The 26994-nt window shown below is 43.4% G+C and carries 19 protein-coding genes; 17 read left to right on the top strand and 2 right to left on the bottom strand.

Annotated elements, in window-relative coordinates:
- Positions 1-147 precede the first annotated feature (147 nt).
- Positions 148-1908 (bottom strand): 30S ribosomal protein S12 methylthiotransferase accessory factor YcaO, encoded by a 1761-nt coding sequence (gene ycaO / locus AACX68_RS07795; protein WP_228858727.1) that lies wholly within the window; start codon positions 1906-1908, stop codon positions 148-150.
- A gap of 149 nt (positions 1909-2057) precedes the next feature.
- Between ycaO and ansB the strand changes: the two genes are divergently transcribed.
- The 11 genes from ansB (at position 2058) to kdsB (ending at position 15718) form a co-directional block, all read left to right on the top strand.
- Positions 2058-3101 carry an L-asparaginase 2 gene (ansB, locus tag AACX68_RS07790; RefSeq protein WP_228858730.1) on the top strand — a complete coding sequence of 348 codons (1044 nt, stop codon included), beginning with the start codon at positions 2058-2060 and terminating at the stop codon, positions 3099-3101.
- Between the two features lie 568 nt (positions 3102-3669).
- Complete coding sequence (gene serC, locus AACX68_RS07785; protein WP_228858726.1) at positions 3670-4758, top strand: 3-phosphoserine/phosphohydroxythreonine transaminase; 1089 nt, start codon at positions 3670-3672, stop codon at positions 4756-4758.
- A 98-nt stretch (positions 4759-4856) separates the two neighbouring features.
- Complete coding sequence (gene aroA, locus AACX68_RS07780; protein ID WP_228858725.1) at positions 4857-6152, top strand: 3-phosphoshikimate 1-carboxyvinyltransferase; 1296 nt, start codon at positions 4857-4859, stop codon at positions 6150-6152.
- Positions 6153-6331: 179 nt separating this feature from the next.
- Entirely contained in the window at positions 6332-7018 is a 687-nt protein-coding gene (gene cmk, locus AACX68_RS07775) for a (d)CMP kinase (protein ID WP_099110698.1), read from the top strand.
- 195 nt (positions 7019-7213) lie between these two features.
- Entirely contained in the window at positions 7214-8887 is a 1674-nt protein-coding gene (gene rpsA / locus AACX68_RS07770; protein ID WP_228858724.1) for a 30S ribosomal protein S1, read from the top strand.
- A 74-nt stretch (positions 8888-8961) separates the two neighbouring features.
- Complete coding sequence (gene ihfB / locus AACX68_RS07765; RefSeq protein WP_099110700.1) at positions 8962-9252, top strand: integration host factor subunit beta; 291 nt, start codon at positions 8962-8964, stop codon at positions 9250-9252.
- Positions 9253-9455: 203 nt separating this feature from the next.
- The gene (locus tag AACX68_RS07760; RefSeq protein WP_228858723.1) at positions 9456-11840 is read left to right on the top strand and encodes a ComEC family protein; all 2385 of its coding nucleotides are present in this window, start codon (positions 9456-9458) and stop codon (positions 11838-11840) included.
- 35 nt (positions 11841-11875) lie between these two features.
- Positions 11876-13624: a lipid A ABC transporter ATP-binding protein/permease MsbA gene (msbA, locus tag AACX68_RS07755; RefSeq protein WP_228858729.1), complete on the top strand. Its 1749-nt coding sequence runs from the start codon at positions 11876-11878 to the stop codon at positions 13622-13624.
- Positions 13621-14619, top strand: a complete 999-nt coding sequence (gene lpxK, locus AACX68_RS07750; protein ID WP_228858722.1) for a tetraacyldisaccharide 4'-kinase — start codon at positions 13621-13623, stop codon at positions 14617-14619. The genes msbA and lpxK overlap by 4 nt, the downstream gene beginning before the upstream one ends.
- Positions 14620-14788: 169 nt before the next feature.
- Entirely contained in the window at positions 14789-14968 is a 180-nt protein-coding gene (locus AACX68_RS07745) for a Trm112 family protein (protein ID WP_099110703.1), read from the top strand.
- Between the two features lie 3 nt (positions 14969-14971).
- A complete protein-coding gene (gene kdsB, locus AACX68_RS07740) occupies positions 14972-15718 on the top strand; it encodes a 3-deoxy-manno-octulosonate cytidylyltransferase (protein WP_228858721.1) in 747 nt (248 codons plus the stop codon).
- 87 nt (positions 15719-15805) lie between these two features.
- Here the strand turns inward: kdsB and elyC are convergent, their stop codons facing one another.
- Complete coding sequence (elyC, locus tag AACX68_RS07735; protein ID WP_228858720.1) at positions 15806-16612, bottom strand: envelope biogenesis factor ElyC; 807 nt, start codon at positions 16610-16612, stop codon at positions 15806-15808.
- 188 nt (positions 16613-16800) lie between these two features.
- Between elyC and cmoM the strand changes: the two genes are divergently transcribed.
- From cmoM to ldtD, 6 genes are all read left to right on the top strand, one after another.
- Positions 16801-17586 carry a tRNA uridine 5-oxyacetic acid(34) methyltransferase CmoM gene (cmoM, locus tag AACX68_RS07730; protein ID WP_228858719.1) on the top strand — a complete coding sequence of 262 codons (786 nt, stop codon included), beginning with the start codon at positions 16801-16803 and terminating at the stop codon, positions 17584-17586.
- Complete coding sequence (gene mukF, locus AACX68_RS07725; protein WP_228858718.1) at positions 17583-18905, top strand: chromosome partition protein MukF; 1323 nt, start codon at positions 17583-17585, stop codon at positions 18903-18905. Before cmoM ends, mukF begins: the two co-directional genes overlap by 4 nt.
- The gene (mukE, locus tag AACX68_RS07720; protein WP_099110708.1) at positions 18886-19608 is read left to right on the top strand and encodes a chromosome partition protein MukE; all 723 of its coding nucleotides are present in this window, start codon (positions 18886-18888) and stop codon (positions 19606-19608) included. The genes mukF and mukE overlap by 20 nt, the downstream gene beginning before the upstream one ends.
- A complete protein-coding gene (gene mukB / locus AACX68_RS07715; RefSeq protein WP_228858717.1) occupies positions 19605-24062 on the top strand; it encodes a chromosome partition protein MukB in 4458 nt (1485 codons plus the stop codon). Before mukE ends, mukB begins: the two co-directional genes overlap by 4 nt.
- A 174-nt stretch (positions 24063-24236) precedes the next feature.
- A complete protein-coding gene (gene aphA / locus AACX68_RS07710) occupies positions 24237-24950 on the top strand; it encodes an acid phosphatase AphA (RefSeq protein ID WP_228858716.1) in 714 nt (237 codons plus the stop codon).
- Between the two features lie 330 nt (positions 24951-25280).
- Positions 25281-26990, top strand: coding sequence for a L,D-transpeptidase (gene ldtD / locus AACX68_RS07705; protein WP_228858715.1), 1710 nt, complete (start codon positions 25281-25283; stop codon positions 26988-26990).
- Positions 26991-26994 lie beyond the last annotated feature (4 nt).

The following is a 26994-nucleotide window of genomic DNA, read 5'->3' as shown; positions in this document are numbered from 1 at the left end:
ATATAAGGAATTTAGTGTGAAATAGACGAAAGGTAAAATAACAGGTTAAATTGTCATTTATTTGTTATTTTAAATAAAATTCAATTTAACCTGATTTTTACTCTTGTTAATTAATAAGCATTAATTTAACAGTTTATATATTTCAGATTATTTACACCAAAAAGTGCGTTTAGCTTTTTGTAGTTTTTCATAAGCATTTAATAATGCCTGATGAGCGGGTAATGCTTTTAATTCTGAATCGACAGACCACAGCCCGTAGAAACAATTTTTACCAGTTAGAGCTGAGGAGGCGGCATCAACTGTATCCTGACCATACATTTTGACAAATGCTTGATAATACTGGCTTGGGTTACGATCTTCTTCCTGGGTTAATAGCAGCAATGTATGTAGGCAGCGATAATAATTTGCTCTTTCGGCGGTGAAGACAGAAGAGTTGAAATCTTGTGTCCACTCAACCCAGATCAGGGCTTGCTCCAGATCATTACCAGCCAGCGCCAGCATGGATTTCAGTTCACCAATCCTTAAATTGCTCCAGCCATTGTCTTTACCTGAGGCGATGCCCAATAATTCGCGAACACGGGTAAAATCATCCAGCCCTTCTTCGTCTATCTGCTCAAGAAACGCCAGATACTCTTCAGGCTGCCACTGGCTATCCGGTAAGGCCAGAATGGTATCACGCAGGTGAGTTCCCATCGTATTATTGGCAATGTGCAAATCTTCAACCGGATAAATATCTGACATCCCCGGTACCAGAATACGGCAGGCATAAACACCAAGGTGCTCATAGTCAGCAATATAGACTTCGGCACTCAGCGTATTGAAAATGCTCATCAGGGTTGCGAATTCTTCTTCGGTTGTACCACTGAAATTCCAGTCGGCAAATTCGTAATCAGCATCTTGTTTGAATAGATCCCAGCTGATTGCTCCGCTTGAGTCAATGAAATGGGTTTCAAGGTTAGTGTGCTCAGAAACTTCTTCATCATCAAAAGTTGGTGCTGTGAAGACATCCAGATCTTTCAGGCTGCGGCCCTGTAAAAGCTCAGTGACGGTACGTTCCAGTGCAACGCCAAATTCAGGGTGAGCACCAAAAGAAGCAAAACAGGTACCGTTATTCGGGTTAAATAGAACAACACAGATAACCGGGAACTGACCGCCCAGAGAAGCATCGTAGCAATAAAGCGGGAAGCCTTCTTCCTGTAATTTATTGACTGATGCTACAACACCGGGATAGCGATCCATAACGGTTTGCGGGATTTCAGGCAAACTAATACATTCTGCGATGATGCGGTTTTTCACATAACGTTCGAATACCTCGGACAGCCCCTGAACACGGGCTTCATTCTTGGTATTACCGGCTGACATGCCATTTGAAACATACAGGTTCCCAACAATGTTCATTGGAATATAGACGGTTTCATTATCAGACTGGCGGGTAAATGGCAGGGCACAGATCCCTCGTTCTTCATTTCCAGACTGTAAATCAACCAGCTGGCTGGCATAAAGTTCATTATCCGGGTTGTAAAAACGGTGCAGATGTTCGTCCAGAATCCCGGTTGGCAGGGAATCATCTTCCGGTAAAGGGAACCATTTTTCATTCGGATAATGAACAAAATCGCCCTGAGCTACGGCTTCACCAAGATAAAAATCAGCGAAAAAATAGTTAGTTGATAGACGTTCAAAGTATTCACCTAACGCAGAGGCCAATGCCGCTTTTTTACTGGCTCCTTTGCCGTTAGTAAAACAGAGTGGGCAGTCACGATCGCGGATATGTACTGACCAGACATTAGGAACAGGGTTCAGCCATGAGGCTTCTTCAATATTGAAACCCAGTGTGCTCAGTTTCTGTTGGAAATTATTAATAGAGTCTTCTAATGCGGCATCTTTGCCTGGAATGTAGGTCTGCGTCATCATTATTCACTTTGATTTCTGTAAAGAGTTACATATCATACGGCGTTTTTTTTGTCTCCTCTATTTAATTCCCAAAAATTATTGTTAATTAGAGTTTATTTATTTGTCCAATACATACTAGAATAGCTTTTTTTACAAGAGGTTGAATGATGAAAAGTATTAAAAAAACAGCAATAGCCAGCTTTTTGGCTTTAGTCAGTGGTTCTGCATTTGCACTGCCAAACATTACTGTTCTGGCAACGGGTGGCACAATCGCTGGTGGTGGTGAATCTGCAACTAAATCCAGCTACACTGCGGGTCAAGTCGGTGTTGATTCATTGCTGAATGCTGTTCCTGCTATCAAAAACATTGCTAATCTGAAAGGTGAGCAGGTTGTTAGCATCGGTTCCCAGGACATGAACGATCAGGTCTGGCTGACTCTGGCGAAAAAAATCAATGCAGATTGTGATAAAACTGACGGTTTTGTCATCACCCACGGTACAGATACCATGGAAGAAACTGCTTATTTCCTCGATCTGACCACTCAGTGTCATAAACCTATCGTAATGGTTGGCGCAATGCGTCCATCAACGGCTCTGGGTGCTGATGGCCCATTGAACCTCTATAATGCTGTTGTTGTAGCGTCAGATAAAGACTCTGCAAGCCGTGGTGTTTTACTTGCTATGAATGATTCTGTAATTCATGGACGTGACATCGGTAAACTGAGCACAACTGAAGTTCAGGCTTTCCAGGCAGTGAACGCAGGCCCACAAGGCTTCATTCATAACGGTAAAGTAAACTACTACTCTGCAGCACCAGTGAAAGCAGATAAAGCTGTTTTTGATGTCAGCAAACTGACTGAACTGCCAAAAGTAGGTATTGTGTATAACTACTCTAATGCTTCTGATCTGCCGGTTAAAGCATTTGTAGAGAATGATTATAAAGGTATTATCAGTGCTGGTGTTGGTAACGGTAACATCTATAAGTCTATTCTGGACTCTCTGTCACAAGCGGCTAAAGATGGTGTTGTTGTTGTTCGTTCCAGCCGTATTCCTTTCGGTTTCACTACTCAGAATGCTGAAGTTAATGACAGCAAATACGGTTTTGTTGCATCAGAACGCCTGAACCCGCAGAAAGCTCGTGTTCTTCTGCAATTGGCTCTGACTCAGACTGCTGACACAGCAAAAATTCAGGAAATGTTTTCTAAATATTAATTCCTGAATTAAATATACAGAAAGGCGCTTTTAGGCGTCTTTCTGTTTTTTTAATACGTTTTCTTCTCATTGAATATAGAGTAAAAAAGAAATTTTCTATTTTAACTTAATAAAACATGTGGTTTATTTTAAAGTGCTTCCAGATTAAAAGAGTATGCTTAATAGATGTTTTATTATGATTAATTTAAACCCGTGTGACATATAATTTGATAGTAATGTTTTTATTAAAATAGGCTGGATTTATATAATCAGAATAATAGTTGAATGTATTTTATTTAATTCCTTAATTTTTTTCCTATAAACAATGTATTCAAGATGTGTTGCTGTGGTAAAGGAGAGAATTCCCGGGAGCACAGATAACCGTATATTGATAAAACGGTGGCTGGGGTGAATGAACGCAGCCAACAAAGAGGCAACCTGAAAGACGACGTATATATAAACAATATTATCCGGTAGCCATTATGCTTTAGTTGGTAACAATCTAGTAATAACCATTGCAGAGGTAGAGCGGGAGTGATAAAACCAATACATCCGATTTTATTGTATCCGTAATGATAGGGTGGAGTTAATGAGTCAGGTATATAATTTCAGTGCTGGTCCAGCCATGTTACCAGCAGAAGTATTACGTCGAGCAGAGCAGGAACTTTGTAACTGGCATGGACTGGGAACATCCGTTATGGAAATCAGTCATCGCAGTAAAGAGTTTATGTCGGTTGCGTCTGAAGCAGAAAAAGATCTCCGGGATTTATTATCGATACCTGAAAATTACAAAGTGCTGTTCTGTCATGGTGGTGCCCGTGGTCAGTTTTCCGCTCTACCATTAAATCTACTTGGTGATAAAACGTCAGCAGACTATATCGTTGGCGGTTATTGGGCTGAAAGTGCAGCTAAAGAAGCTGCAAAATATTGCACACCCAATGTCATTAATATTCTTACTGAAACAGATGGCGTTAAAAGTGTAAAACCAATGAATGAATGGGATTTGAGTAATGATGCGGCCTATGTGCATTATTGCCCTAATGAAACCATTGGTGGTATTGCTATTTTTGAAGAGCCTGATTTTGGTGATGATAAAATTGTTGTTGCTGATTATTCTTCAACCATTCTTTCTGCACCTATTGATGTGAGCCGCTATGGTGTTATTTATGCAGGCGCCCAGAAAAACATCGGGCCGGCAGGGATTACCGTCGTTATTATTCGTGAAGATTTATTGGGTAAGGCCCATAAGCACACGCCATCCATTCTGGATTACACCGTGCAGGTGAACAACGATTCTATGTATAACACACCACCAACATTTGCATGGTATCTCTCCGGTATGGTGTTCAAGTGGCTGAAAGAGCAGGGTGGATTACAAGAAATCAAAAAACGCAATCATGCCAAAGCGAAATCTCTGTATCACGCGATTGATAACAGTGATTTTTATATCAACCGTGTTGCGCCACAAAACCGCTCTATTATGAATGTACCTTTCCAGTTAGCTAATCCTGCTCTTGATGGTAAGTTTTTAGAAGAAGCCTATGCGCATGGTTTGCATGCTTTGAAAGGGCACAAAGTCGCCGGAGGTGCCAGAGCTTCAATTTATAATGCGATGCCTCATGAAGGGGTACTGGCATTGGTTGAGTTTATGGCTGATTTTGAACGCCGTAATGCATAATGATTTTCTTTATCGGGGGATGAATCCCCCGATATGAATCTTTTAAATCGATAACTAATTAAAAATACAAGAATTACCAACCGGAGATCCTGCCGTTTATGCAATCCCTGACGTTACAACCCATCTCTCACATTCATGGAACTATTAACTTACCCGGTTCTAAAAGTGTTTCCAATCGTGCGCTGTTACTTGCTGCTCTTGCTCAGGGAACAACATGCCTGACCAATTTATTGGACAGTGATGATATTCGCCATATGCTCAATGCGTTAACAGCACTGGGTATTGCTTATCGATTGTCTGAAGATCGTACTACCTGTGAGGTTGATGGTATTGGTGGAGTCATATCCGATAAAAATGAGCTGGAACTATTTTTGGGAAATGCAGGAACAGCGATGCGTCCACTGGCTGCGGCATTGTGTCTCGGAAATAATGACGTAGTGTTAACCGGTGAACCACGGATGAAAGAGCGTCCGATTGGTCATTTAGTGGATGCTCTATGTCAGGCTGGGGCAAAAATTGACTATCTTGAGCAGGAAAATTACCCACCAGTGCGAATCAGAGGTGGTTTCTCAGGTGGAAAAGTGACTGTCGATGGCAGTGTTTCCAGTCAATTCCTGACTGCGTTACTGATGGCCGCTCCTTTAGCATTAAATGATAGCGAAATTGATATCAAAGGAGATTTGGTTTCTAAACCTTACATTGATATTACGCTGGCATTAATGAACAGTTTCGGGGTGATTGTAGAAAACGATCACTATCAGGTTTTTCGGATCAAAGGGCAACAGAAGTACCAGTCTCCCGGGCATTATCTGGTTGAGGGTGATGCTTCTTCCGCATCGTATTTTCTTGCCGCCGCAGCAATTAAAGGCGGAACCGTGCGTGTTACAGGTATTGGTAAAAACAGTTTACAGGGTGATACAAAATTTGCCGATGTTCTGGAAAAGATGGGGGCGATCATACGCAAGGGTGATGATTTTGTGGAATGTGAACGTGGCACACTGACTGGTATCGATATGGATATGAACGCCATTCCTGATGCGGCCATGACTATCGCGACAACGGCATTGTTTGCTAAAGGTGAAACAGTTATCCGCAATATCTATAACTGGCGGGTAAAAGAGACTGATCGTCTTAATGCGATGGCAACAGAACTGCGTAAAGTGGGAGCGGAAGTAGAAGAAGGGCATGATTACATTCGCATTGTTCCACCAGCAAAACTTAACCATGCTGAAATTGAAACCTATAATGATCACCGGGTAGCCATGTGTTTTTCATTAGTGGCCCTTTCAGATACCCCTGTGACGATCCTTGATCCTGGCTGTACTGCCAAGACATTCCCAGATTATTTTAAGCAACTTAAATCTATCAGTGATACTCCTAGTGAAAATTGTTGATTAATGTTGATGTATTTATTCCACTCATTCTCCGAGTAGGTATAATAAGCTCATATTTCTGCTGCTCACTTATTGAGCAGTGTTCTGCATTGGGTGAGTGACCTGTTTTCTGTATAGGAAAATGTTCTGTGTAGAAAAGAGCCGACAAGCGCCATGCAAAGCAAAAAGGAGGAGAATGAATGACGATAATAGCCCCGGTAATAACCGTTGATGGTCCGAGTGGTGCTGGCAAGGGAACTCTATGCCAGGCACTGGCTGAGGCATTGAATTGGCAATTACTTGACTCAGGAGCCATTTATCGTGTGCTGGCACTGGCAGCTATTCACCATCAGGTGGATATCAAGTCTGAAGACGCACTGGTTCCTCTGGCTGCAAATCTGGATGTTCGCTTTGTCCCTGCAAACGGCAGGCTCAGGGTTATTCTCGAAGGTGAAGATGTCAGCAATGAAATCCGCACTGAAGCGGTAGGTAATACCGCTTCACAGACAGCAACATTCCCTCGTGTACGTGAAGCATTACTTCGCCGGCAGCGGGCATTTCGTCTTCTCCCGGGTCTGATTGCTGACGGACGTGATATGGGAACAGTTGTTTTTCCTGATGCACCTGTGAAGATTTTTCTTGACGCCAGTGCGGAAGAACGTGCCCGCAGGCGCATGTTACAGTTGCAGGAAAATGGTTTTAGTGTTAACTTTGAAAGCCTTTTGTCCGAAATACAGGAGCGGGATTTCCGCGATCGCAATCGGGCAGTTGCGCCGTTAGTGCCTGCACAGGATGCCTTAATACTGGATTCAACCAGTATGTCTATCGAAGAAGTCATTGATAAGGCACTAAATTATGCGAGAAATACATTAGCATTAACCGTTTAATCTGCGTATTTTCGCGTATAATGCTATTGCAACGGCACATCAAGACGATGTATATAGAATTCTGGTATGTGAGTAGTGAAATATGCTGGCATACTAAAACACCTTGTAACAGGGAATAGTTGCGAGGTATGTAAAACAACCCCATTCGGCCGGATGCTAGATGGACGTTAATTTAAAACCTTGAAGATCATTAAAATGACAGAATCTTTTGCTCAACTCTTTGAAGAATCCCTACAGACTATCGAAACTCGTCCAGGTGCAATCGTACGTGGTGTTGTAGTTGCTATCGATAAAGACGTTGTATTGGTCGACGCAGGTCTGAAATCAGAATCTGCGATTCCTGTAGAGCAATTCAAAAACGCTCAGGGCGAGCTGGAAATCCAGGTTGGCGATGAAATCGACGTAGCTCTGGATGCGGTAGAAGATGGTTTCGGTGAGACTATCCTGTCCCGTGAAAAAGCGAAACGTCATGAAGCATGGCTGATGCTGGAAAAAGCATACGAAGAAGCTGAAACTGTTACTGGTATTATCAACGGTAAAGTAAAAGGCGGCTTCACTGTAGAACTGAACGGCATCCGTGCGTTCCTGCCAGGTTCACTGGTTGACGTTCGTCCAGTTCGCGATACTGCTCACCTTGAAGGCAAAGAGCTTGAGTTCAAAGTCATCAAGCTGGATCAGAAACGCAATAACGTAGTTGTTTCCCGTCGTGCTGTTATCGAATCTGAAAACAGTGCAGAGCGTGATCAGCTGCTGGAAAACCTGCAAGAAGGCATGGAAGTTAAAGGTATCGTTAAGAACCTGACTGACTACGGTGCATTCGTTGATCTGGGCGGCGTTGATGGCCTGCTGCACATTACTGATATGGCTTGGAAGCGTGTTAAACACCCAAGCGAAATCGTCAATGTGGGCGATGAAATCACAGTTAAAGTACTGAAGTTCGACCGTGAGCGTACTCGCGTATCTCTGGGTCTGAAACAACTGGGTGAAGATCCATGGGTAGCAATCGCTAAGCGTTACCCAGAAAGTACTCGACTGACTGGTCGCGTAACTAATCTGACTGACTACGGCTGCTTCGTTGAAATCGAAGAAGGCGTTGAAGGTCTGGTACACGTTTCAGAAATGGACTGGACTAACAAAAACATCCACCCATCCAAAGTTGTTAACGTTGGTGATGTTGTGGAAGTTATGGTTCTGGATATCGATGAAGAACGTCGTCGTATCTCCCTGGGTCTGAAACAGTGTAAATCCAACCCTTGGCAGCAATTTGCTGAAACTCACAACAAAAATGATCGTGTTGAAGGTAAAATCAAGTCAATCACTGACTTCGGTATCTTCATCGGTCTGGACGGCGGCATCGACGGTCTGGTTCACCTGTCTGACATCTCCTGGAACGTTGCAGGCGAAGAAGCAGTTCGTGAATACAAAAAAGGCGACGAAATTGCTGCTGTAGTTCTGCAAGTAGATGCAGAGCGTGAGCGTATCTCTCTGGGCGTCAAGCAACTGGCAGAAGACCCATTCAATAACTACCTGTCTGTAAACAAGAAAGGTGCTATTGTTAACGGTAAAGTAACTGCTGTTGATGCAAAAGGTGCTACAGTTGAATTAGCTGACGGTGTTGAAGGTTACCTGCGTGCATCAGAAGCTTCTCGTGACCGCGTTGAAGATGCAACTCAAGTTCTGAACGTTGGCGATGCAGTTGAAGCTAAATACGTTGGTGTTGATCGCAAAAACCGCGTAATCAACCTGTCTGTTCGTGCGAAAGACGAAGCTGATGAAAAAGACGCTATCGCTTCTGTGAACAAGCAAGAAGACGCAAACTTTGCTAACAACGCAATGGCTGAAGCTTTCAAAGCAGCTAAAGGCGAATAATCTAAGTCAATAACGGCGGGTAATATTTTCGGTTACGATAATATTACCCGAACACGGTAGTTTAGGGAGGTACCATGACCAAGTCTGAATTAATTGAAAGACTTGCTGAGCAACAATCTCATATGCCGGCTAAAGCCGTTGAAGATGCAGTGAAAGAAATGCTTGATCATATGGCAGAAACACTGGCCTCCGGTGAACGTATTGAAGTTCGCGGGTTCGGCAGCTTTTCTCTTCACTACCGAGCTCCGCGTGTGGGTCGTAATCCAAAAACAGGTGATAAAGTCGAATTGGACGGTAAATACGTTCCTCACTTTAAGCCAGGTAAAGAATTACGCGACCGCGTGAATATCTATGGCGACAGCTAAGATAAAAGTTATTACTTAATTGCTACGGCACCTTAGGGTGCCGTTCTTTTTTATTATTTTTTGTTTTTGCGATTATTCTCTCAACTTCTTCATGTATGTTCTTTCATTTGAAATTAACTTGCGAAGTGTTTCTAAAATAAACTTTATCTGACTGGCTGTATTGTCTACCATCGAATAGTCTTTTCTGCATAAATGGAATTTAAATGCAGGGACAGATACGGATGCAGCAGGCTCTTCAGTTTCTTTTTTCTCCACTTTTTTCTATCTGGAGAAAACCATTATCTATTATTAGCCTAAACCAAGCAGCTATAACTGTTGTATTGGGAATGCTCCCTCTTTTATTACTGCCAGAATTACCTCAACCACGAGAAATATTGCTCTTATCCGTAGCCGCAATTGTTTTATGGCTGATTTCTTATAAATTAGGCCGACTTATTTCGCTGATATTATGGGGATTACTTTGGGGATGTTGGAATGGTCACCAAATTCTGGATCAAATAATCTATTTTAGCGATGTGACAAGATCTGCAACTATTATGGTTGACAGCGTTTCATTAAATGAAACAAATAGAGATGAGAAACCGCGTTATAGGGTCAGGTTAATTGAGAGTGATGGAAAATATATTTTTCCTGCTTTATATGCCTCAGTTTTATGGGATCCTTCAATACCGCAAAATTTTCCCACACCACTTTGTGCAGGCCAAAAATGGCTGGTCACAATGAAACTCAGAGCTGTTCATGCCCAATTAAATCAAGGAAGTTATGATAGCCAACGTTATGCATTATCAATCCGTCAGCCGCTTAATGGCAAAATTATTAAAGCGCATTTATTGGATGATACTTGTAGTGTAAGACAGAGGTTAATCTATAAACTGACCTCGGAAATACACTCTCTGAAAAATTCGGGTATTGCTCTCGCACTTACATTTGGCGAAAGAGCATGGCTGGAGAAACAAACTCGGCTATTGTTACAACAAACGGGAATTGCGCATTTGATGGCGATTTCTGGGTTACATGTTGCGATAGCGAGTTTATTTGGCTGGGCTTTTGCCAGAGGAATTCAGTTCTTGCTTCCCGCATCGTGGGTTGGATTTCGTTTCCCGCTTCTTGTCGGATGGTTAATTGCAATGCTATATGGATGGCTTTCAGGCTGGGGTCTTCCGGCTATCCGAGCGATGTTAGGGTTAACAGTCTGGATTTATTTACGTTGCAAGAATCATTTTTGTTTTTCATGGCAGTGGGTTTTATGGAGTGCTGCGCTGATTTTGCTTTTTGACCCATTGGCAATCCTTTCTGACAGTTTTTGGCTTTCATTTTTTGCAGTCGTGGCACTGTTATTCTGGTTTCATTGGATGCCTTTGCCCGAAAGGATCCGTTATGGATGGCGCTGGGTCTGGTTGCGTGGATTACATATGCAATTGGGAATGATGCTTATGTTAATGCCGTTACAACTCTTGCTATTTCAGGGGATCAATATTGCATCATTAATCGCGAATTTATGGGCTGTCCCGATAATCTCTTTTCTGACAGTTCCGCTGATTATGTTGATATTATTGAGCGTTTTATTACCTTTTAGCCAGTTTATTCAGCCATTTTTCTGGCAATTGGTTGATTACACTATCTCGTTTGCTTTGATGCCCTTGCCTGCGTTTGTCCATTCATGGACTGAAACAGGCCATATTCCTTTCTTCATTACTTTTTCTGGCTGGATGTCCGTTGTTATCTGGCGTTTTGGCTGGTGGAAATCATATATCGGGCTGTTATTTGCTTTTGCCGGAATGACGCTCTGTTATTTTAAGCATGATGATGAATACCTATGGCGCTTTTCCATGTTGGATGTTGGTCATGGTTTGGCTATTGTTATTGATAAAGGAGGAAAGGCGATTTTATTCGATACAGGAAACCGCTGGGAGACGGGGAGTATGGCGGAAAAAGTTATCCAGCCTTACCTGCGTTGGCATCAACTAACACCTGAACAAATTATTCTGAGCCATGATCATCTGGATCATACGGGAGGAGTGGAGTACCTGCATAAAAAAAATCCGGATATTCATATTCGCAGCCCTTCCAGTAAATCAGAGAATTTACCCTGTGTTCGTGGTGAACAATGGGTATGGCAGGGATTAACTTTCCGGGTTATCTGGCCACCGGAAAAGGCAGAAAATGTGGGTAATAATCAATCTTGTGTTATCCGCATTGATGATGGCAAGTATAGTTTATTATTGACAGGTGATTTGGAGAAACAGGCAGAATATCAGTTGATCGGGCTTGAAAAGGAAAATCTTAATTCGACTGTCTTACAGGTTCCCCATCATGGGAGTAATACTTCCTCTACAGCGGCATTTATACGTAGGGTCAGGCCTGAATATGCTTTAACTTCCGTCGCTCGCTACAGCCCCTGGAAACTGCCTTCAATAAAAGTAAAGGACCGCTATAAAAATTCCGGAATTCAATGGAATAGCACGGCAGTTTCAGGCCAGATTACCGGTTATGTTTATCATGATCACATTAAATTAGAAGGATACCGACAACAGTTAATGTCACGGTGGTATCATCAGTGGTTTGGTATTCGCGGTGATCATGAGTAGAATAAGCCGCTATTTCTTTTGGTTTTGGTAACTCAATAATGAATGATAAAGACCTTTCTACCTGGCAGACCTTTCGCCGACTATGGCCGATCATCACACCATTTAAGGCCGGATTGTTAGTTGCGGCGGTTGCGCTAGTTATAAATGCTGCCGGTGATACATTGATGCTTTCTTTGTTAAAGCCTTTACTTGATGAAGGATTTGGCAAGGCAGACATGAGTGTATTGAAATGGATGCCACTGGTGGTTATCGGGCTGATGCTTATGCGTGGCATATCTGGGTTTGTATCAAGTTATTGTATCTCCTGGGTTTCCGGTAAAGTTGTGATGCAGATGCGCCGTCGTTTGTTCAACCATATGATGGGCATGCCAGTCGCTTTTTTTGACCAGCAATCTACGGGGACGCTACTTTCCCGTATTACCTATGATTCAGAGCAGGTTGCATCTTCTTCCTCCGGTGCGCTGGTGACTGTTGTCAGGGAAGGGGCATCAATTATCGGCCTTTTTGCACTGATGTTTTATTACAGTTGGGAGCTATCTTTGATCCTGATTGTTATTGCTCCGATTGTTGCGGGAGTTATTCGTCTGGTTTCTGTACGTTTTCGTCGTATCAGTAAAAATATGCAAAACAGTATGGGAATGGTGACAACCAGCGCAGAACAAATGCTGAAAGGTCACAAAGAAGTTTTAATCTTTGGCGGTCAGAAAGTTGAAACACAGCGCTTTAATAAAGTCAGTAATCATATGCGTCAGCAGGGAATGAAAATGGTTTCCGCTGATTCTGTTTCAGATCCTATTATCCAGCTTATCGCTTCATTTGCTCTGGCATTTATCCTGTACGCTGCCAGCTTTCCTGAAATTATGGGTGCACTGACTGCGGGTAAAATTACAGTTGTATTCTCATCCATGATTGCTTTAATGCGTCCACTGAAATCACTGACTAACGTTAATGCACAATTCCAGCGTGGTATGGCAGCCTGCCAGACGTTATTTACTATTCTGGATATGGAGCAGGAAAAAGATGACGGAAAGCGTGAAATTAAAAAAGCGAAAGGTGATCTTGAATTCCGTGATGTGACTTTCTGTTATCCAACCAAAGAGAGTCCTGCTCTGAAAAATATTTCTATGGAAATTCCGGCAGGTAAAACTATTGCTTTGGTCGGGCGTTCTGGTTCGGGTAAATCAACAATTGCCAATCTCCTGACCCGTTTTTATGACGTCAGTGAAGGGAGTATTTCGCTGGATGGTCATGATTTACGTGAGTATACATTACCTTCTTTACGTAATCAGATAGCACTGGTATCGCAAAACGTACATTTGTTCAATGATACCGTGGCTAACAATATAGCTTATGCCAGCGAAGGCCAGTTCAGCCGTGAAGAAATTGAACGTGCGGCAGAAATGGCTTACGCAATGGACTTTATCAAGAAACTGGATAACGGCCTTGATACTATGATTGGTGAGAATGGCGTCCTGCTTTCTGGTGGCCAACGCCAGCGCATTGCCATTGCCCGTGCTTTACTGCGTGATTCTCCTATCTTGATTTTGGATGAGGCAACTTCGGCACTGGATACGGAATCTGAACGCGCGATTCAGGCTGCACTGGATGAATTGCAGAAAAACAGAACTTCTCTGGTAATTGCACACCGTCTTTCTACGATTGAAAGTGCTGATGAAATTATTGTCATTGAAGATGGCAATATTATCGAGAGAGGCAATCATAACGTTCTGTTGGAGAAAAATGGCGCATATGCTCAGCTTCATCGAATGCAGTTTGGCCTATGATTGAGCGCATTTGGTCGGGTCGTTCATGGCTCTATATCCTGTTATTACCACTATCAGCCCTTTATGGGCTGGTTAGTGGCTTACGTAAGCTGGGCTATAAGTCAGGATTATTCCGTTCATGGAAAGCTTCCGTTCCTGTTGTCGTCGTCGGTAATTTAACTGCCGGAGGCAATGGAAAAACACCGGTAGTTATCTGGCTGGTGGAACATTTACAGCAGAAAGGTTATCGGGTAGGTGTTGTTTCCCGTGGTTATGGTGGGAAGTCTGAACATTACCCTTTGCTGGTAACGGATGAGGTAACTACTGGTCAGGCAGGTGATGAGCCGGTTTTAATTCATCGTCGCACAGGTGCCCCAGTTGCAGTTGCGCCAAAACGCATTGATGCAGTCAAAAAACTATTGAAGCATTCTTCCCTTGATATTGTTATCACAGATGATGGCCTTCAACATTATGCTTTGCGGCGTGATTATGAAATCGTTGTAATTGATGGTACACGCCGTTTTGGTAATGGCTATTGGTTACCGGCAGGGCCGATGCGGGAGCTTTCAGGGCGATTAAATACTGTAAATACCATTATCGTTAACGGTGGAACAGCAGAAACTGGTGAATTACCGATGACGTTAAAAGGAGAAATTGCCGTTAATCTCCTGACCGGAGAAAAGCGGAAAGTCAGCGGCATTCCGGATGCAGTTGCAATGGCGGGTATTGGTCATCCACCTCGTTTTTTTGCTGCATTGCAGCAATTAGGCGTAGATTTGCAGGCGACACATGCATTTGCTGATCATCAGGCTTATGAAAAGGTACAGCTATTAGCTTTAACCAATACTGGGCAGAATTTACTGATGACAGAAAAAGATGCTGTCAAATGTGGCCGGTTTGCGCAGGATAATTGGTGGTATTTACCGGTATCAGCTTACTTGCCGGAAGTTCAGGGGAAAAAATTGCTGGATGAAATTTGTGCCTTAATCCCTCAGCCGATCAAGGGCAAAACATAACGGCAGTTATTCTCGGATTTGTGTCTTTTATTTCATGAAGTTCAGAATATTGCCGGTAACGCCGTAACGTCAGGCAAATATTAAATAAAACAACAGAGTTAACGGTGATACATCGCTTGTGGTATTCTGAGCCACATTAAACTTCAAAAACCCGTCATTTGGGGGATGTATGGATCACCGTTTACTCGAAATCATCGCTTGTCCGGTATGTCATGGCAAACTCAGTTACGATAAAGAAAATTTTGAGCTGATTTGTAAAATTGACCGTCTCGCTTTTCCTTTCCGTGATGGTATTCCTGTGCTGCTGGAGCATGAAGCACGTGCTTTACCAACAGAGGAAAAGAAATAATTTATGTTTACAGTCATTATCCCCGCACGTTTTGCTTCATCCCGCCTGCCCGGAAAGCCGTTGGCTGATATTCATGGTAAGCCGATGATTGTGCGGGTTATGGAGCGTGCTATCCGTTCCGGTGCTGGTCGCGTGATTGTAGCCACAGATAATCAGGCTGTTTTTGATGCAGTCACTGCTGCGGGTGGTGAAGCCTGTATGACCAGTGAAAATCATCATTCAGGCACAGAGCGTCTGGCAGAGGTTATTGATAAATACCAATTCTCTGATGATGAAATTATTGTCAATGTTCAGGGTGATGAGCCACTTATTCCTGAGCAAATCATCAAGCAGGTTGCTGATAATCTGGCTGGGAGTGATGCAGGTATGGCAACCCTCGCCGTTCAGATCCAGAATGCAGAAGAAGCATTTAATCCGAATGCCGTAAAAGTGGTCATGGATGCACAGGGTTATGCTCTCTATTTTTCTCGTGCAACTATTCCGTGGGAGCGGGATCGTTTTATGCAGTCCAAAGAGACTATCGGGGATAATTTCCTGCGTCATATTGGGATTTATGCATACAGAGCTGGGTTTATACGCCGCTATGTGCAGTGGGAACCAAGCCCACTGGAAAATATCGAAATGCTCGAACAACTACGAGTACTTTGGTATGGGGAAAAAATTCATGTAGCGAAGGCATTACAGGCTCCGGGCGCTGGAGTCGACACCCCGGAAGATTTGGAAGCAGTCAGAAAAACGTTTGTGGCCTGATATAAAAAATAACAAAGCAGAGTAATAGCAATTAGGCGATTAAATTCGCCTAATTTTTCTCGGCTACTCAGCAAAAAAACCGTATCATTAATTCCCACTTTCACTCTTTTCACCTTTATCTGTACCGGAAGGTTTAATTGCCTGCCAGATACTACCCAGCGTTTCATACCATGCCCGCTCCGTGTGAGAAAAATAATGGGGTGACGGAATATATTTTTCCCAGTTATACAGTGGTGTTGTTACTGCCAGCTGATTTGCCGGGCCGGGAATAGGGTGCATACCACGTTGTTCAAAGAATTTCAGTGAGCGGGCCATATGGTTTGCGGATGTAACCAGAATAAAAGGTTGCTGACCAATAACCTTTTCGACTTCGGCTGCTTCTTCCTCTGTATCCAGCGGATTTTTTAATGCTATCGTGTCAGCTACAGGAACCCCCAGTGATTGTGCTACCATAGCCGCGATTTCAGCACTGCTGATTGAATTAACCCCCTTACCACCGGTAAAAATCATTTTAGCGCCGGGGTTAAGACGGTATAAGCGGATACCTTCGGTTACTCTGGGCAGGCTATTGCTGATAAGGTTGGCACTGGGTGCCCATTTGGGGTTATAAGTGAAGCCGCCGCCAAGAACAACAATGTATTTTACCGCAGGTGCGTGTATCGCATCTGGCTCGTAACGTTGAGTATATTTTCCTTCGACAGGGAGTAGTAAGTTATCTGCAACAGGCTGTAAACTCAATAAAAGCAGGGTAAGCCAGCTTAGTGAAAGAATTGTTTTCCCTGTTTTTTGCCATCGGGTAAACCACAGCAGGAATAAAGCGACGAAAGCGATTAAAATGATTAAAGGGAGCGGCATTAATAGCGCACCAACGTATTTTTTTAGCAGAAATAGCATTAACTGGCCTTAATCTGATTGAATTATCACCGCACAGGGGTAAATTCAAGGGTAAAAGTAGTGAATTTACCGATTACTGTGCCAGAATAACGGTAGTAAAAATAGCACTAGACACTATCTCTACTCGATAGACTCTATAAATACTCAATAGATACATAAAGCTTAGTTTATTAATGAGGCGTTTTTTCATGCGGGATCGCAATTTCGATGATATTGCAGACAAATTTTCGCGTAATATTTACGGCACCACCAAAGGTAAAATCAGACAGGCCGTTGTCTGGCAGGATATCGAAGAATTGCTGAATCATTTGCCTCAACGATCTTTGCGTATTTTGGATGCAGGGGGCGGTGAAGGGAATATGGCCTGTCAGCTCGCTGAATTAGGTCATCAGGTTATATTATGTGACCTTTCCGAAGAAATGATCCAACGGGCAAAAAGCAACGCTGAAGAGAGGGGAGTTCTTCAGCAGATGCAGTTTATTCAGAGCCCGGTACAGGATATTCACCAACATATTACTCAGCCTGTTGATCTAATCCTGTTCCATGCGGTATTGGAATGGATCACCGATCAAAAAGATGTGATAGAAATATTGGGTGATATTATTACGCCCGGTGGTGCACTCTCATTAATGTTTTATAATGCTAATGGGCTGGTTATGCGCAATGCCATTCTGGGTAATTTTCATTTAGCAACGCCAAATATTCAGCGTCGCCGGAAACGTTCCCTATCGCCACAGAATCCATTAATACCTGAACAGGTATATCAATGGCTCACTGAACTTAATATGGAAATAGTGGGTAAAACCGGAGTCAGGGTCTTTCACGACTACCTGCAAAGCCGCCAATTGCAAAATACAGATTTTCCGGCGCTGCTTGAGCTTGAACAGCGTTATTGTAGACAAGAGCCTTATATTAGCCTTGGGCGCTATATTCATGTGACGGCACGCAAGCCTACCTTAAAGAGCGAATTATGAGTGAATATTCCCAGACTGTTCCTGAACTTGTGTCCTGGGCCAGAAAGAATGATTTTTCCATTTCGTTGCCACCGGAACGGTTGGCTTTTTTAATGGCAATTGCCGTACTGAATAATGAACGTCTTGATGGCGAAATGAGCGAAGGAGAGCTGATTGATGCTTTCCGGGAAGTCTGTAAAGGTTTTGAGCAGACTTCAGAAGCCGTGGCGGTCAGGGCAAATAATGCAATTAACGATATGGTAAGGCAAAAGCTACTTAACCGTTTTACCAGTGAACTGGCGGATGGTAGCGCTATCTATCGTTTGACCCCATTAGGCATTGGCATTAGTGACTACTATATCCGTCAGCGTGAATTTTCCACGTTGCGTCTTTCTATGCAGCTTTCCATTGTTGCCAATGAACTACATCGTGCGGCCGAAGCGGCTGAAGAAGGTGGTGATGAATTTCACTGGCATCGCAATGTATTTGCACCTCTTAAATATTCGGTGGCTGAAATTTTTGACAGTATTGATCTGTCACAGCGCATCATGGATGAGCAGCAAAACAGTGTAAAAGCAGATATTGCCGCCTTGCTCAATCAGGACTGGCAAGCTGCTATAGCGAATTGTGAGCAATTATTGTCTGAAACCTCCGGAACTCTGCGGGAGCTTCAGGATACTCTGGAGGCAGCGGGCGATAAATTACAGGCTAATCTGCTGCGGATCCAGGATGCCAATATGATGAGTGGCGGTTCTGAACTGGTGGATAAGCTGGTTTTTGATCTACAAAATAAACTCGACCGCATTATTAGCTGGGGGCAGCAATCCATCGATCTCTGGATCGGTTACGACCGACATGTTCACAAGTTCATCCGAACAGCGATTGATATGGATAAGAACCGCATTTTTGCTCAGCGTCTTCGCCAGTCTATCCAGAATTACTTTGATAACCCGTGGGTGCTGAATGTTGCCAGTGCAGAGCGTCTGCTGGATATGCGTGATGAAGAACTGACATTACGCAATGAAGAAGTCATGGGTGAATTGCCACCAGAAATGGAATACGAAGAATTTAATGAAATTCACGAGCAACTGGCGGAAATGGTAGAACAGGCACTGGCAATTTACCAACAGGCTAAACTCCCTCTGGATTTGGGCGCAGTATTGCGTGATTACCTGGCCAAATATCCACACAAACGTCATTTTGATGTTGCACGTATTCTGGTGGATCAGGCAGTACGACTGGGCGTTGCAGAAGCAGATTTCTCTGGGTTGCCAGCGGAATGGTTAGCGATTAATGATTACGGAGCCAAGGTGCAGGCACATGTCATCGACACATATTGAACAATTTATGCCAGTTAAACTGGCTCAGGCATTATCCAACACACTTTTTCCAGAATTAGACAGCCAGCTTCGTTCAGGGCGTCATATTGGAATGGATGATCTTGATAATCATGCTTTTCTGATGGATTTTCAGGAAGAGCTGGAAACATTTTACTCGCGTTATAACGTCGAATTGATCCGTGCACCAGAAGGTTTTTTCTACCTGCGGCCGCGTTCAAATACGCTGATCTCCCGCTCTGTTTTATCTGAGCTGGACATGATGGTGGGGAAAATTCTGTGTTACCTCTATCTCAGCCCGGAGCGCTTATCTAATCAGGGGATATTCACCTTTCAGGAACTGCATGAAGAGCTGTTGTCACTGGCTGATGAAAACAGACTGATGAAATTGGTGAATCAGCGTTCAACCGGTTCAGATTTGGATAAACAAAAATTACAGGAAAAAGTACGCACTTCTCTGAACCGCCTGCGTCGTTTGGGGATGGCCTATTTCCTACAAAATGACAGCAATAAATTTATGATTACCGAAGCGGTATTTCGTTTCGGTGCAGATGTACGTAGCGGTGATGATCCACGTGAAGCTCAGTTACGGATGATCCGTGATGGAGAAGCAATGCCAGTGGAGAGCAGTTTATCGCAGGAAGGTAATGAACACGAAGAAGCACCAACAGATTCAGCAGCAGGTGCGGAGGATGAACAGTCATGATTGAACGCGGTAAATTTCGCTCACTGACACTCGTTAACTGGAACGGTTTTTTTGCCAGAACATTTGATCTTGATGAACTGGTAACGACTTTATCCGGGGGTAACGGCGCAGGTAAATCCACAACGATGGCGGCATTTGTCACCGCATTAATTCCGGATTTAACACTACTGCATTTCCGTAATACAACGGAAGCAGGGGCAACCAGTGGCTCCCGTGATAAAGGTCTGCACGGTAAACTGCGGGCAGGTGTCTGTTATTCTACGCTGGATGTGGTCAATTCCCGCCATCAGAGAATTATTGCTGGTGTACGCTTACAACAAATCGCAGGGCGAGACCGAAAAGTTGATATCAAGCCCTTTATGATTCAGGGTGTACCTGCTTCAATACAGCCAACACAACTATTGACTGAAAACATCAACGAACGTCAGGCGCGGGTTCTGCCACTGAATGAACTGAAAGAGCGCGTCGAAGAAATGGATGGTGTTCAGTTCAAACAATTTAATTCCATCACTGATTACCATGCCCTGATGTTTGATTTGGGGGTGATCCCGAAACGCCTACGCTCTGCCAGTGATCGCAGCAAGTTTTATCGCCTGATAGAAGCATCGTTGTACGGCGGTATTTCCAGCGCGATTACACGTTCATTGCGTGATTACCTATTACCAGAAAATAGCGGCGTCAGGAAAGCATTCCAGGATATGGAAGCTGCTCTGCGTGAAAACCGTATCACACTGGAAGCTATCCGCGTCACTCAATCTGACCGTGACCTGTTTAAGCACCTCATTACCGAAGCGACAGCTTATGTTTCTGCTGACTATATGCGCCATGCCAATGAACGTCGCGTTCATCTGGATGAAGCGCTGGCTTTGCGCAGTGAATTGTTTGGCAGTCGGCGGCAGTTAGTGACGGAACAATACCGTCATGTAGAAATGGCGCGGGAGCTGACAGAACAAAGTGGCGCATCTTCTGATCTGGAAATGGATTATCAGGCAGCCAGCGATCATCTGAATCTGGTTCAGACAGCCATGCGTCAGCAGGAAAAAATTGATCGTTATCAGGCTGATATCGAAGAGCTGACTTATCGACTGGAAGAACAGACTGAAGTCGTTGAAGAAGCGAAAGAGATGCAGGCGGAATATGAAGTTGCTTCTGAGGCCGCAGAGCAGGAAGTTGATGAATTAAAAAGCCAGCTTGCTGATTATCAGCAGGCACTGGATGTTCAGCAGACCCGTGCTATTCAGTATCAACAGGCACTGCAAGCGCTGGAGCGAGCTCGTGAGCTTTGCCAGCTTCCTGAATTATCGGCAGAGAATGCTGATGAATGGCAGGAGACTTATCAGGCCAAAGAACAACAGGCAACCGAAATCCTGTTAGCACTGGAACAAAAACTCAGTGTGGCTGATGCTGCTCATAGTCAGTTTGAGCAGGCTTATCAGTTGGTGAAAAATATTGTTGGTGAAGTCAGCCGTAGTGAAGCATGGCACAGTGCCCGTGAAGTATTGCGTGAATGGTCATCTCAACGCCATCTGTCAGACCGTGTTCAACCGCTACGTATTCAGTTGGCTGAGCTGGAACAGCGTCTTAACAGTCAGCAAAATGCAGAACGCATGCTGGAAGAATTCTGTAAGCGTCATCAGCAGCAATATCAGCCAGAAGATCTGGAAATGTTGCAGGGTGAGTTAGAAGCTCAGCTGGAAGAATTAAGCCTGACTGCTAATGAAAGCGGTGAATCTCGCATGCAGGTGCGTCAGGAACTCGAACAACTCAAACAGAAAATACAGGCGCTGACTGCCCGTGCGCCAGTCTGGCTGGCGGCACAGGAAACACTGGACCAGCTTTGCGAGCAGAGTGGTGAAAATTTCGAAAACAGCAATGATGTCACGGAATATATGCAGCAATTGCTGGAGCAGGAACGTGAAATCACTGTTGAACGTGATAATGTCTCGACACAGAAACGTGAACTGGAAAAACAGATTGAACGGCTGAGCCAACCAAGTGGAGCGGAAGACAGTCGTTTGCTGGCTCTGGCGGAGCGTTTCGGTGGCGTGTTGTTGTCAGAAATTTATGACGACATCACCATTGATGATGCACCTTATTTCTCTGCGCTCTATGGCTCAGCACGTCATGCGATTGTTGTCCCGGATCTTTCCTTGGTACGCCCACATCTGGAAGCATTGGAGGATTGCCCGGAAGATCTCTACCTGATCGAAGGAGATCCACAATCGTTTGATGACAGCGTGTTTGATTTTGAAGAGCAGGAAAATGCTGTTCTGGTTAAATCTTCTGATCGTCAGTGGCGTTATTCTCGCTATCCTGAAGTCCCTCTATTCGGACGGGCGGCAAGGGAAAATCGTCTGGAAGCGCTCAGTCTGGAGCGTGATACGCTGGCAGAGCGCTATGCAACACTTTCATTTGATGTGCAGAAAATCCAGCGTGCACATCAGGCTTTCAGCCGTTTTGTCGGTAAACACTTGTCGGTGGCATTTGATAGCGATCCGGAACTGGAAATCCGTACTCTGAATCATCGGAGAACAGAGCTGGAGCGAGAACTGTCACAATTTGAGTCCCACACACAACAGAATCAACAAAAACTGGCTCAGGTAAAAGAGAGCCTGTCTGTACTCAATCGGTTGATCCCACAAATTACGATTTTGCTGGATGAAGCCCTGATTGATCGGGTGGAAGCTGTACGTGAAGAAATGAGTGAAGCACAGGATGCGGCTCGTTTCCTGCAACAGCACGGTAATACCCTGCATAAACTTGAACCGATGGTATCCGTTTTACAAAGTGATCCTCGCCAGCATGAGCAATTGCAGCGGGATTATGAAATGGCGAAACACAGTCAAATCAAAGCCAAACAACAGGCTTTTGCCCTGACTGAAGTTGTACAGCGCCGCGTGCATTTCAGTTACAGCGATTCAGCCGGAATGCTCAGCGAAAATAGTGACCTGAACGATAAATTGCGTCAGCGCCTTGAACACGCGGAATCTGACCGCAGACGCGCCCGTGAACAACTTCGCCAGCAGCAATCACAAAGCGCTCAGTTCAGTCAGGTACTGGCTTCCCTGAAGAGTTCTTATGACACCAAGCAGGATATGTTGAAAGAACTTGAACAGGAGATGAAAGATATAGGTGTACAGGCTGACGCTAATGCGGAAAATCGTGCCCGTGAACGCCGTGATCAGCTTCATGCCGCAGTACAGGCCAATCGTTCCCGAGTCAATCAGCTTGAGAAGCAGATCGCATTCTGTGAGGCGGAAATGGAAAACCTCCAGAAAAAACTGCGCAAATCAGAACGTGATTATTATCAGAAACGTGAGCAGGTCGTATCCTCTAAAGCGGGTTGGTGTGCAGTGATGCGGATGGTGAAAGATAATGGCGTTGAACGCCGTCTTCATCGCCGTGAACTGGCTTACATGGATGCTGATGCACTACGTTCAATGTCGGATAAGGCGCTGGGTGCACTGCGTCTTGCCGTAGCAGATAATGAACATTTACGTGATGCGTTGCGTTTGTCTGAAGATCCAAAACGTCCTGAGCGTAAGATACAGTTCTTTGTGGCTGTTTATCAGCATCTGCGTGAGCGGATCCGGCAGGATATTATTCGTACTGATGATCCGGTTGATGCGATTGAGCAGATGGAAATCGAGCTAGCGCGTTTAACTGAAGAGTTAACGGCACGTGAGCAAAAACTGGCGATCAGTTCTAAGAGCGTGGCTAATATCATCCGTAAGACTATCCAGCGTGAACAGAACCGTATCAGAATGCTGAATCAGGGATTACAAATGGTTTCCTTCGGTCAGGTCGGTGGTGTACGCCTGAATGTGAATATACGTGAAAGCCACGCTGTTTTACTGGATGTGCTGTCTGAACAGCAGGAACAACATCAGGATCTGTTTAATAGCCAGCGCCTGACCTTCTCAGAAGCAATGGCCAAACTTTATCAGCGCTTAAATCCACAAATTGATATGGGGCAGCGTTTACCTCAGACAATTGGTGAAGAATTACTGGATTATCGTAATTACCTTGAATTAGACGTTGAGGTGAATCGTGGCTCAGATGGCTGGCTAAAAGCGGAAAGTGGAGCGCTTTCCACCGGTGAGGCCATTGGTACAGGGATGTCGATTCTGGTTATGGTTGTGCAGAGCTGGGAAGAGGAATCTCGTCGTCTGCGTGGCAAAGATATTTCCCCATGTCGTTTGTTATTCCTTGATGAGGCAGCTCGTCTGGATGCGAAGTCTATCGCCACACTGTTTGAGTTATGTGAACGTTTACAGATGCAGCTGATTATTGCCGCACCGGAAAATATCAGTCCGGAGAAAGGAACTACGTATAAATTAGTACGTAAGATCTTTAATAATCAGGAACATGTGCATGTTGTTGGTTTACGTGGCTTTGGGCAGGAAACTCCGGCTATTGAACAGCGGCAGGAACAGGCTCAGGCGATATTCTGAAAATAATTTCTCTCTGAGTGAGTAAGTTAAAGCCGTCATTGATTATATGACGGCTTTTTAATTTATGAAGATAATAATCACGTTTTGAAATATGTGCATTGAATCTCATTTTCTTGCAATTAGAGTGCTTATCATTCCCTCCCATTGTGATCAGGATGAGAAGAAGGAAAAACTATGCGTAAAGTAGTGTTAGCATTGAGTGCAATTGCCCTTGCTGTTGGCCTAAGTGGTACTGTTCAGGCAAAAGTACAAGTGCCGGAACAAGTCAGCTCAGGGGTCACTACAGTAGAGCTTTCCCAACGTCAGGCGGTACACTGGGTTTCAGTGGAGCAGATTGAAAAAAGTTTGCAAAGTAAACCCCCCATGTCTGTGGGATTCGATATAGATGATACAGTACTGTTTTCCAGCCCCGGCTTTTATCGAGGTCAACAGGAATATTCGCCGAATGACAATAGCTACCTGAAAAACCCGGAATTCTGGGAGAAAATGAACAACGAATGGGATAAATTCAGTATGCCGAAACAGGTTGGCATCGATTTAGTTCATATGCACCTGAAACGCGGTGATGATATTTATTTCATTACTGGCCGTACCAGAACTAAAACAGAAACAGTGACTAAATATTTACAGGAAGACCTTCATATCCCTGCCGATAAAATGAATGCTGTTATCTTTGCAGGAGATGATCCCGGCAAAAATAATAAAATCAGTTGGATGAGAGATCATAACCTGAAAATCTATTATGGTGATGCCGATGCTGATATTGTCGCAGCCCGTGAATTAAATATTCGTGGTATTCGTATATTGAGAGCATCAAATTCCTCCTATCAGCCTTTGCCTAAAGCAGGAAAATTTGGAGAAGAAGTTGTTATTAACTCAGAATATTAATTTAAACATTTATCATGTTTATTTATTATTAAAGGCACTTTGAGTGCCTTTTCTTTTTTATAACTAATATAAGTTAATTTATTATATCAATAATTTTCTTTTAGTTCTTGTAATTGGATATAATTCATAGGCTTTCTGTCTTAATAAGTAATTATGTATATAATTAATACTATTCTCTTCTGATAACATTGGTCTGCCGATAATTAGAATAAGTCATTGGATAGCCAAATATACCCAGTAAATTTCATGTATGGTTTCATGGCTGATAAATACAGTCGGTAAACTTGTCACTATGAAAAAGGGGTATACATAAAAGCGAGGTGAACTCTTATGGCAAAGAATACGGTAAGGTTACTAAAAGTTTCTTTTATCTGTAGCATTTTAGTAGTATCAGAGGGAGCCTTTGCAAGTCAACAAAACGTATTGATAGCAAATGATGCCCAGCCATTATCATGGGGGGAAAAAAAAGTAGATACTGATATCAACTCTACTCAAATGGCTCCTGTATCTTTATCAGGTTCTCCGGAAGAAAATAAAGTTCAGTTACAAGAATTATTACCTAAACAAGTAAAACCGATATATTATCAACAATTATCACGATTATATTCAGTAAATAATATGAAACCGTTATGGCGGGATGAAACTGCCATACAAAATTTTAAAGATCAATTGCTTGATTTGTCGTTAGCCGGGTTTCAGCCTCAATTTGGTAAATGGATGATACAACTTAATTCACCCGAATTAAGTGAAATGGGGAGGGATATTATTCTATCTGATGCTATGTTAGGTTATCTTCACTATATTAATAACATTCATAATAAAGGGGATTCATGGTTATATGGTAAAACTCCATATAAAATCGATTTACCCCCGAATAGTTTAATTGAAAAGTGGCAACAGCACGTTAAGAATAATAATCTCAGCAATTACATTTCGTCATTATCACCTAACCATTCTATGTACGAACCGATGCGTAATGAGATGCTAAAACAATTGAAGGACAAACAACCATGGTCTGAATTTTCAATGAAAGAAACATTAAGGCCCGGGCAAAGTAGCCAGAGTGTTATTGCGCTGAGAAATATATTGGTCCGTTCAGGTACTCTAGAATCTTCAGTAGTTAGCCCTGAGAATAAATTTTATAACAAAGAGTTAGTTGCAGCAGTAAAGAGTTTTCAGTCTTTACATGGTTTAGCTGCTGATGGAGTCATCGGGCAATCAACAAGAATATGGTTAAATACCACCCCGAAAACCCGCGCAAGGATCATGGCATTGAATATGCAACGGTTGCGTATCATTCCTGATAACCTTCCTACCGCAATTTTAGTGAATATACCTGATTATTCACTAGTTTATTATTTGAATGGCGAAGAAGCATTAAGTTCTAAAGTTGTTGTTGGGCGTCCAAGCCGAAAAACGCCAATTATGAGTAGTGAACTGAATAATGTAGTGATTAATCCTCCCTGGACGGTTCCTGTCAGCATGACCCGCAAAGATATAGCACCGAGAGCCATGCGTGATCCCAGTTATTTTCGCAGCCGTGGTTATACAGTGTTTTCCAGTTGGAGCAGTGATGCAGCCGTTGTCGACCCTTCATCAATTAACTGGGGAGTCATAACTCCCGGTAATTTCCCTTACCGGATACGGCAGGCACCTGGCCCAACAAACTCATTAGGAAGATTTAAGTTTAATATGCCTAATTCGGAAGCAATATATTTGCATGATACACCAAATCAGGCTTCATTTAAGCGTGAAATGAGAGCTGTCAGTTCAGGTTGTGTCCGTGTTAATAAAGCACCTGAATTAGCCAATATGTTGTTAGGGGATGCTGGTTGGAATAAAGTAAAAGTCAATAATTCTTTGAAAACGTGGGCAACGAAATATGTGAATATACCGAAAAGAATTCCGGTATTCCTTTATTACCAGACAGCCTGGGTTGATGAAAAAGGAAAACCACAATATCGTGCTGATATTTATGAATATGATAGCCATGCCAGACAAAAATCTGAACTTATATCTCAGGTTTTGGTAGCCAGATAATACT

Source organism: Xenorhabdus sp. PB61.4 (genome assembly GCF_963894935.1).
GTDB classification, from domain to species: domain Bacteria; phylum Pseudomonadota; class Gammaproteobacteria; order Enterobacterales; family Enterobacteriaceae; genus Xenorhabdus; species Xenorhabdus stockiae.
The sequence above is the reverse complement of the archived record's forward strand: the minus strand, read 5'-3'. Positions and strand labels throughout refer to the sequence as shown.

What these genes read in the sequence shown, in the direction of transcription:
- serC (WP_228858726.1), top strand. Translation starts at nt 3,670, where the DNA reads ATGAGTCAGGTATATAATTTCAGTGCTGGTCCAGCCATGTTACCAGCA.
- ihfB (WP_099110700.1), top strand. Translation starts at nt 8,962, where the DNA reads ATGACCAAGTCTGAATTAATTGAAAGACTTGCTGAGCAACAATCTCAT.
- AACX68_RS07745 (WP_099110703.1), top strand. Translation starts at nt 14,789, where the DNA reads ATGGATCACCGTTTACTCGAAATCATCGCTTGTCCGGTATGTCATGGC.
- AACX68_RS07760 (WP_228858723.1), top strand. Translation starts at nt 9,456, where the DNA reads ATGCAGGGACAGATACGGATGCAGCAGGCTCTTCAGTTTCTTTTTTCT.
- ldtD (WP_228858715.1), top strand. Translation starts at nt 25,281, where the DNA reads ATGGCAAAGAATACGGTAAGGTTACTAAAAGTTTCTTTTATCTGTAGC.
- kdsB (WP_228858721.1), top strand. Translation starts at nt 14,972, where the DNA reads ATGTTTACAGTCATTATCCCCGCACGTTTTGCTTCATCCCGCCTGCCC.
- elyC (WP_228858720.1), bottom strand. Translation starts at nt 16,612, where the DNA reads ATGCTATTTCTGCTAAAAAAATACGTTGGTGCGCTATTAATGCCGCTC.
- mukB (WP_228858717.1), top strand. Translation starts at nt 19,605, where the DNA reads ATGATTGAACGCGGTAAATTTCGCTCACTGACACTCGTTAACTGGAAC.
- mukF (WP_228858718.1), top strand. Translation starts at nt 17,583, where the DNA reads ATGAGTGAATATTCCCAGACTGTTCCTGAACTTGTGTCCTGGGCCAGA.
- ansB (WP_228858730.1), top strand. Translation starts at nt 2,058, where the DNA reads ATGAAAAGTATTAAAAAAACAGCAATAGCCAGCTTTTTGGCTTTAGTC.
- aroA (WP_228858725.1), top strand. Translation starts at nt 4,857, where the DNA reads ATGCAATCCCTGACGTTACAACCCATCTCTCACATTCATGGAACTATT.
- cmk (WP_099110698.1), top strand. Translation starts at nt 6,332, where the DNA reads ATGACGATAATAGCCCCGGTAATAACCGTTGATGGTCCGAGTGGTGCT.
- lpxK (WP_228858722.1), top strand. Translation starts at nt 13,621, where the DNA reads ATGATTGAGCGCATTTGGTCGGGTCGTTCATGGCTCTATATCCTGTTA.
- ycaO (WP_228858727.1), bottom strand. Translation starts at nt 1,908, where the DNA reads ATGACGCAGACCTACATTCCAGGCAAAGATGCCGCATTAGAAGACTCT.
- aphA (WP_228858716.1), top strand. Translation starts at nt 24,237, where the DNA reads ATGCGTAAAGTAGTGTTAGCATTGAGTGCAATTGCCCTTGCTGTTGGC.
- mukE (WP_099110708.1), top strand. Translation starts at nt 18,886, where the DNA reads ATGTCATCGACACATATTGAACAATTTATGCCAGTTAAACTGGCTCAG.
- rpsA (WP_228858724.1), top strand. Translation starts at nt 7,214, where the DNA reads ATGACAGAATCTTTTGCTCAACTCTTTGAAGAATCCCTACAGACTATC.
- cmoM (WP_228858719.1), top strand. Translation starts at nt 16,801, where the DNA reads ATGCGGGATCGCAATTTCGATGATATTGCAGACAAATTTTCGCGTAAT.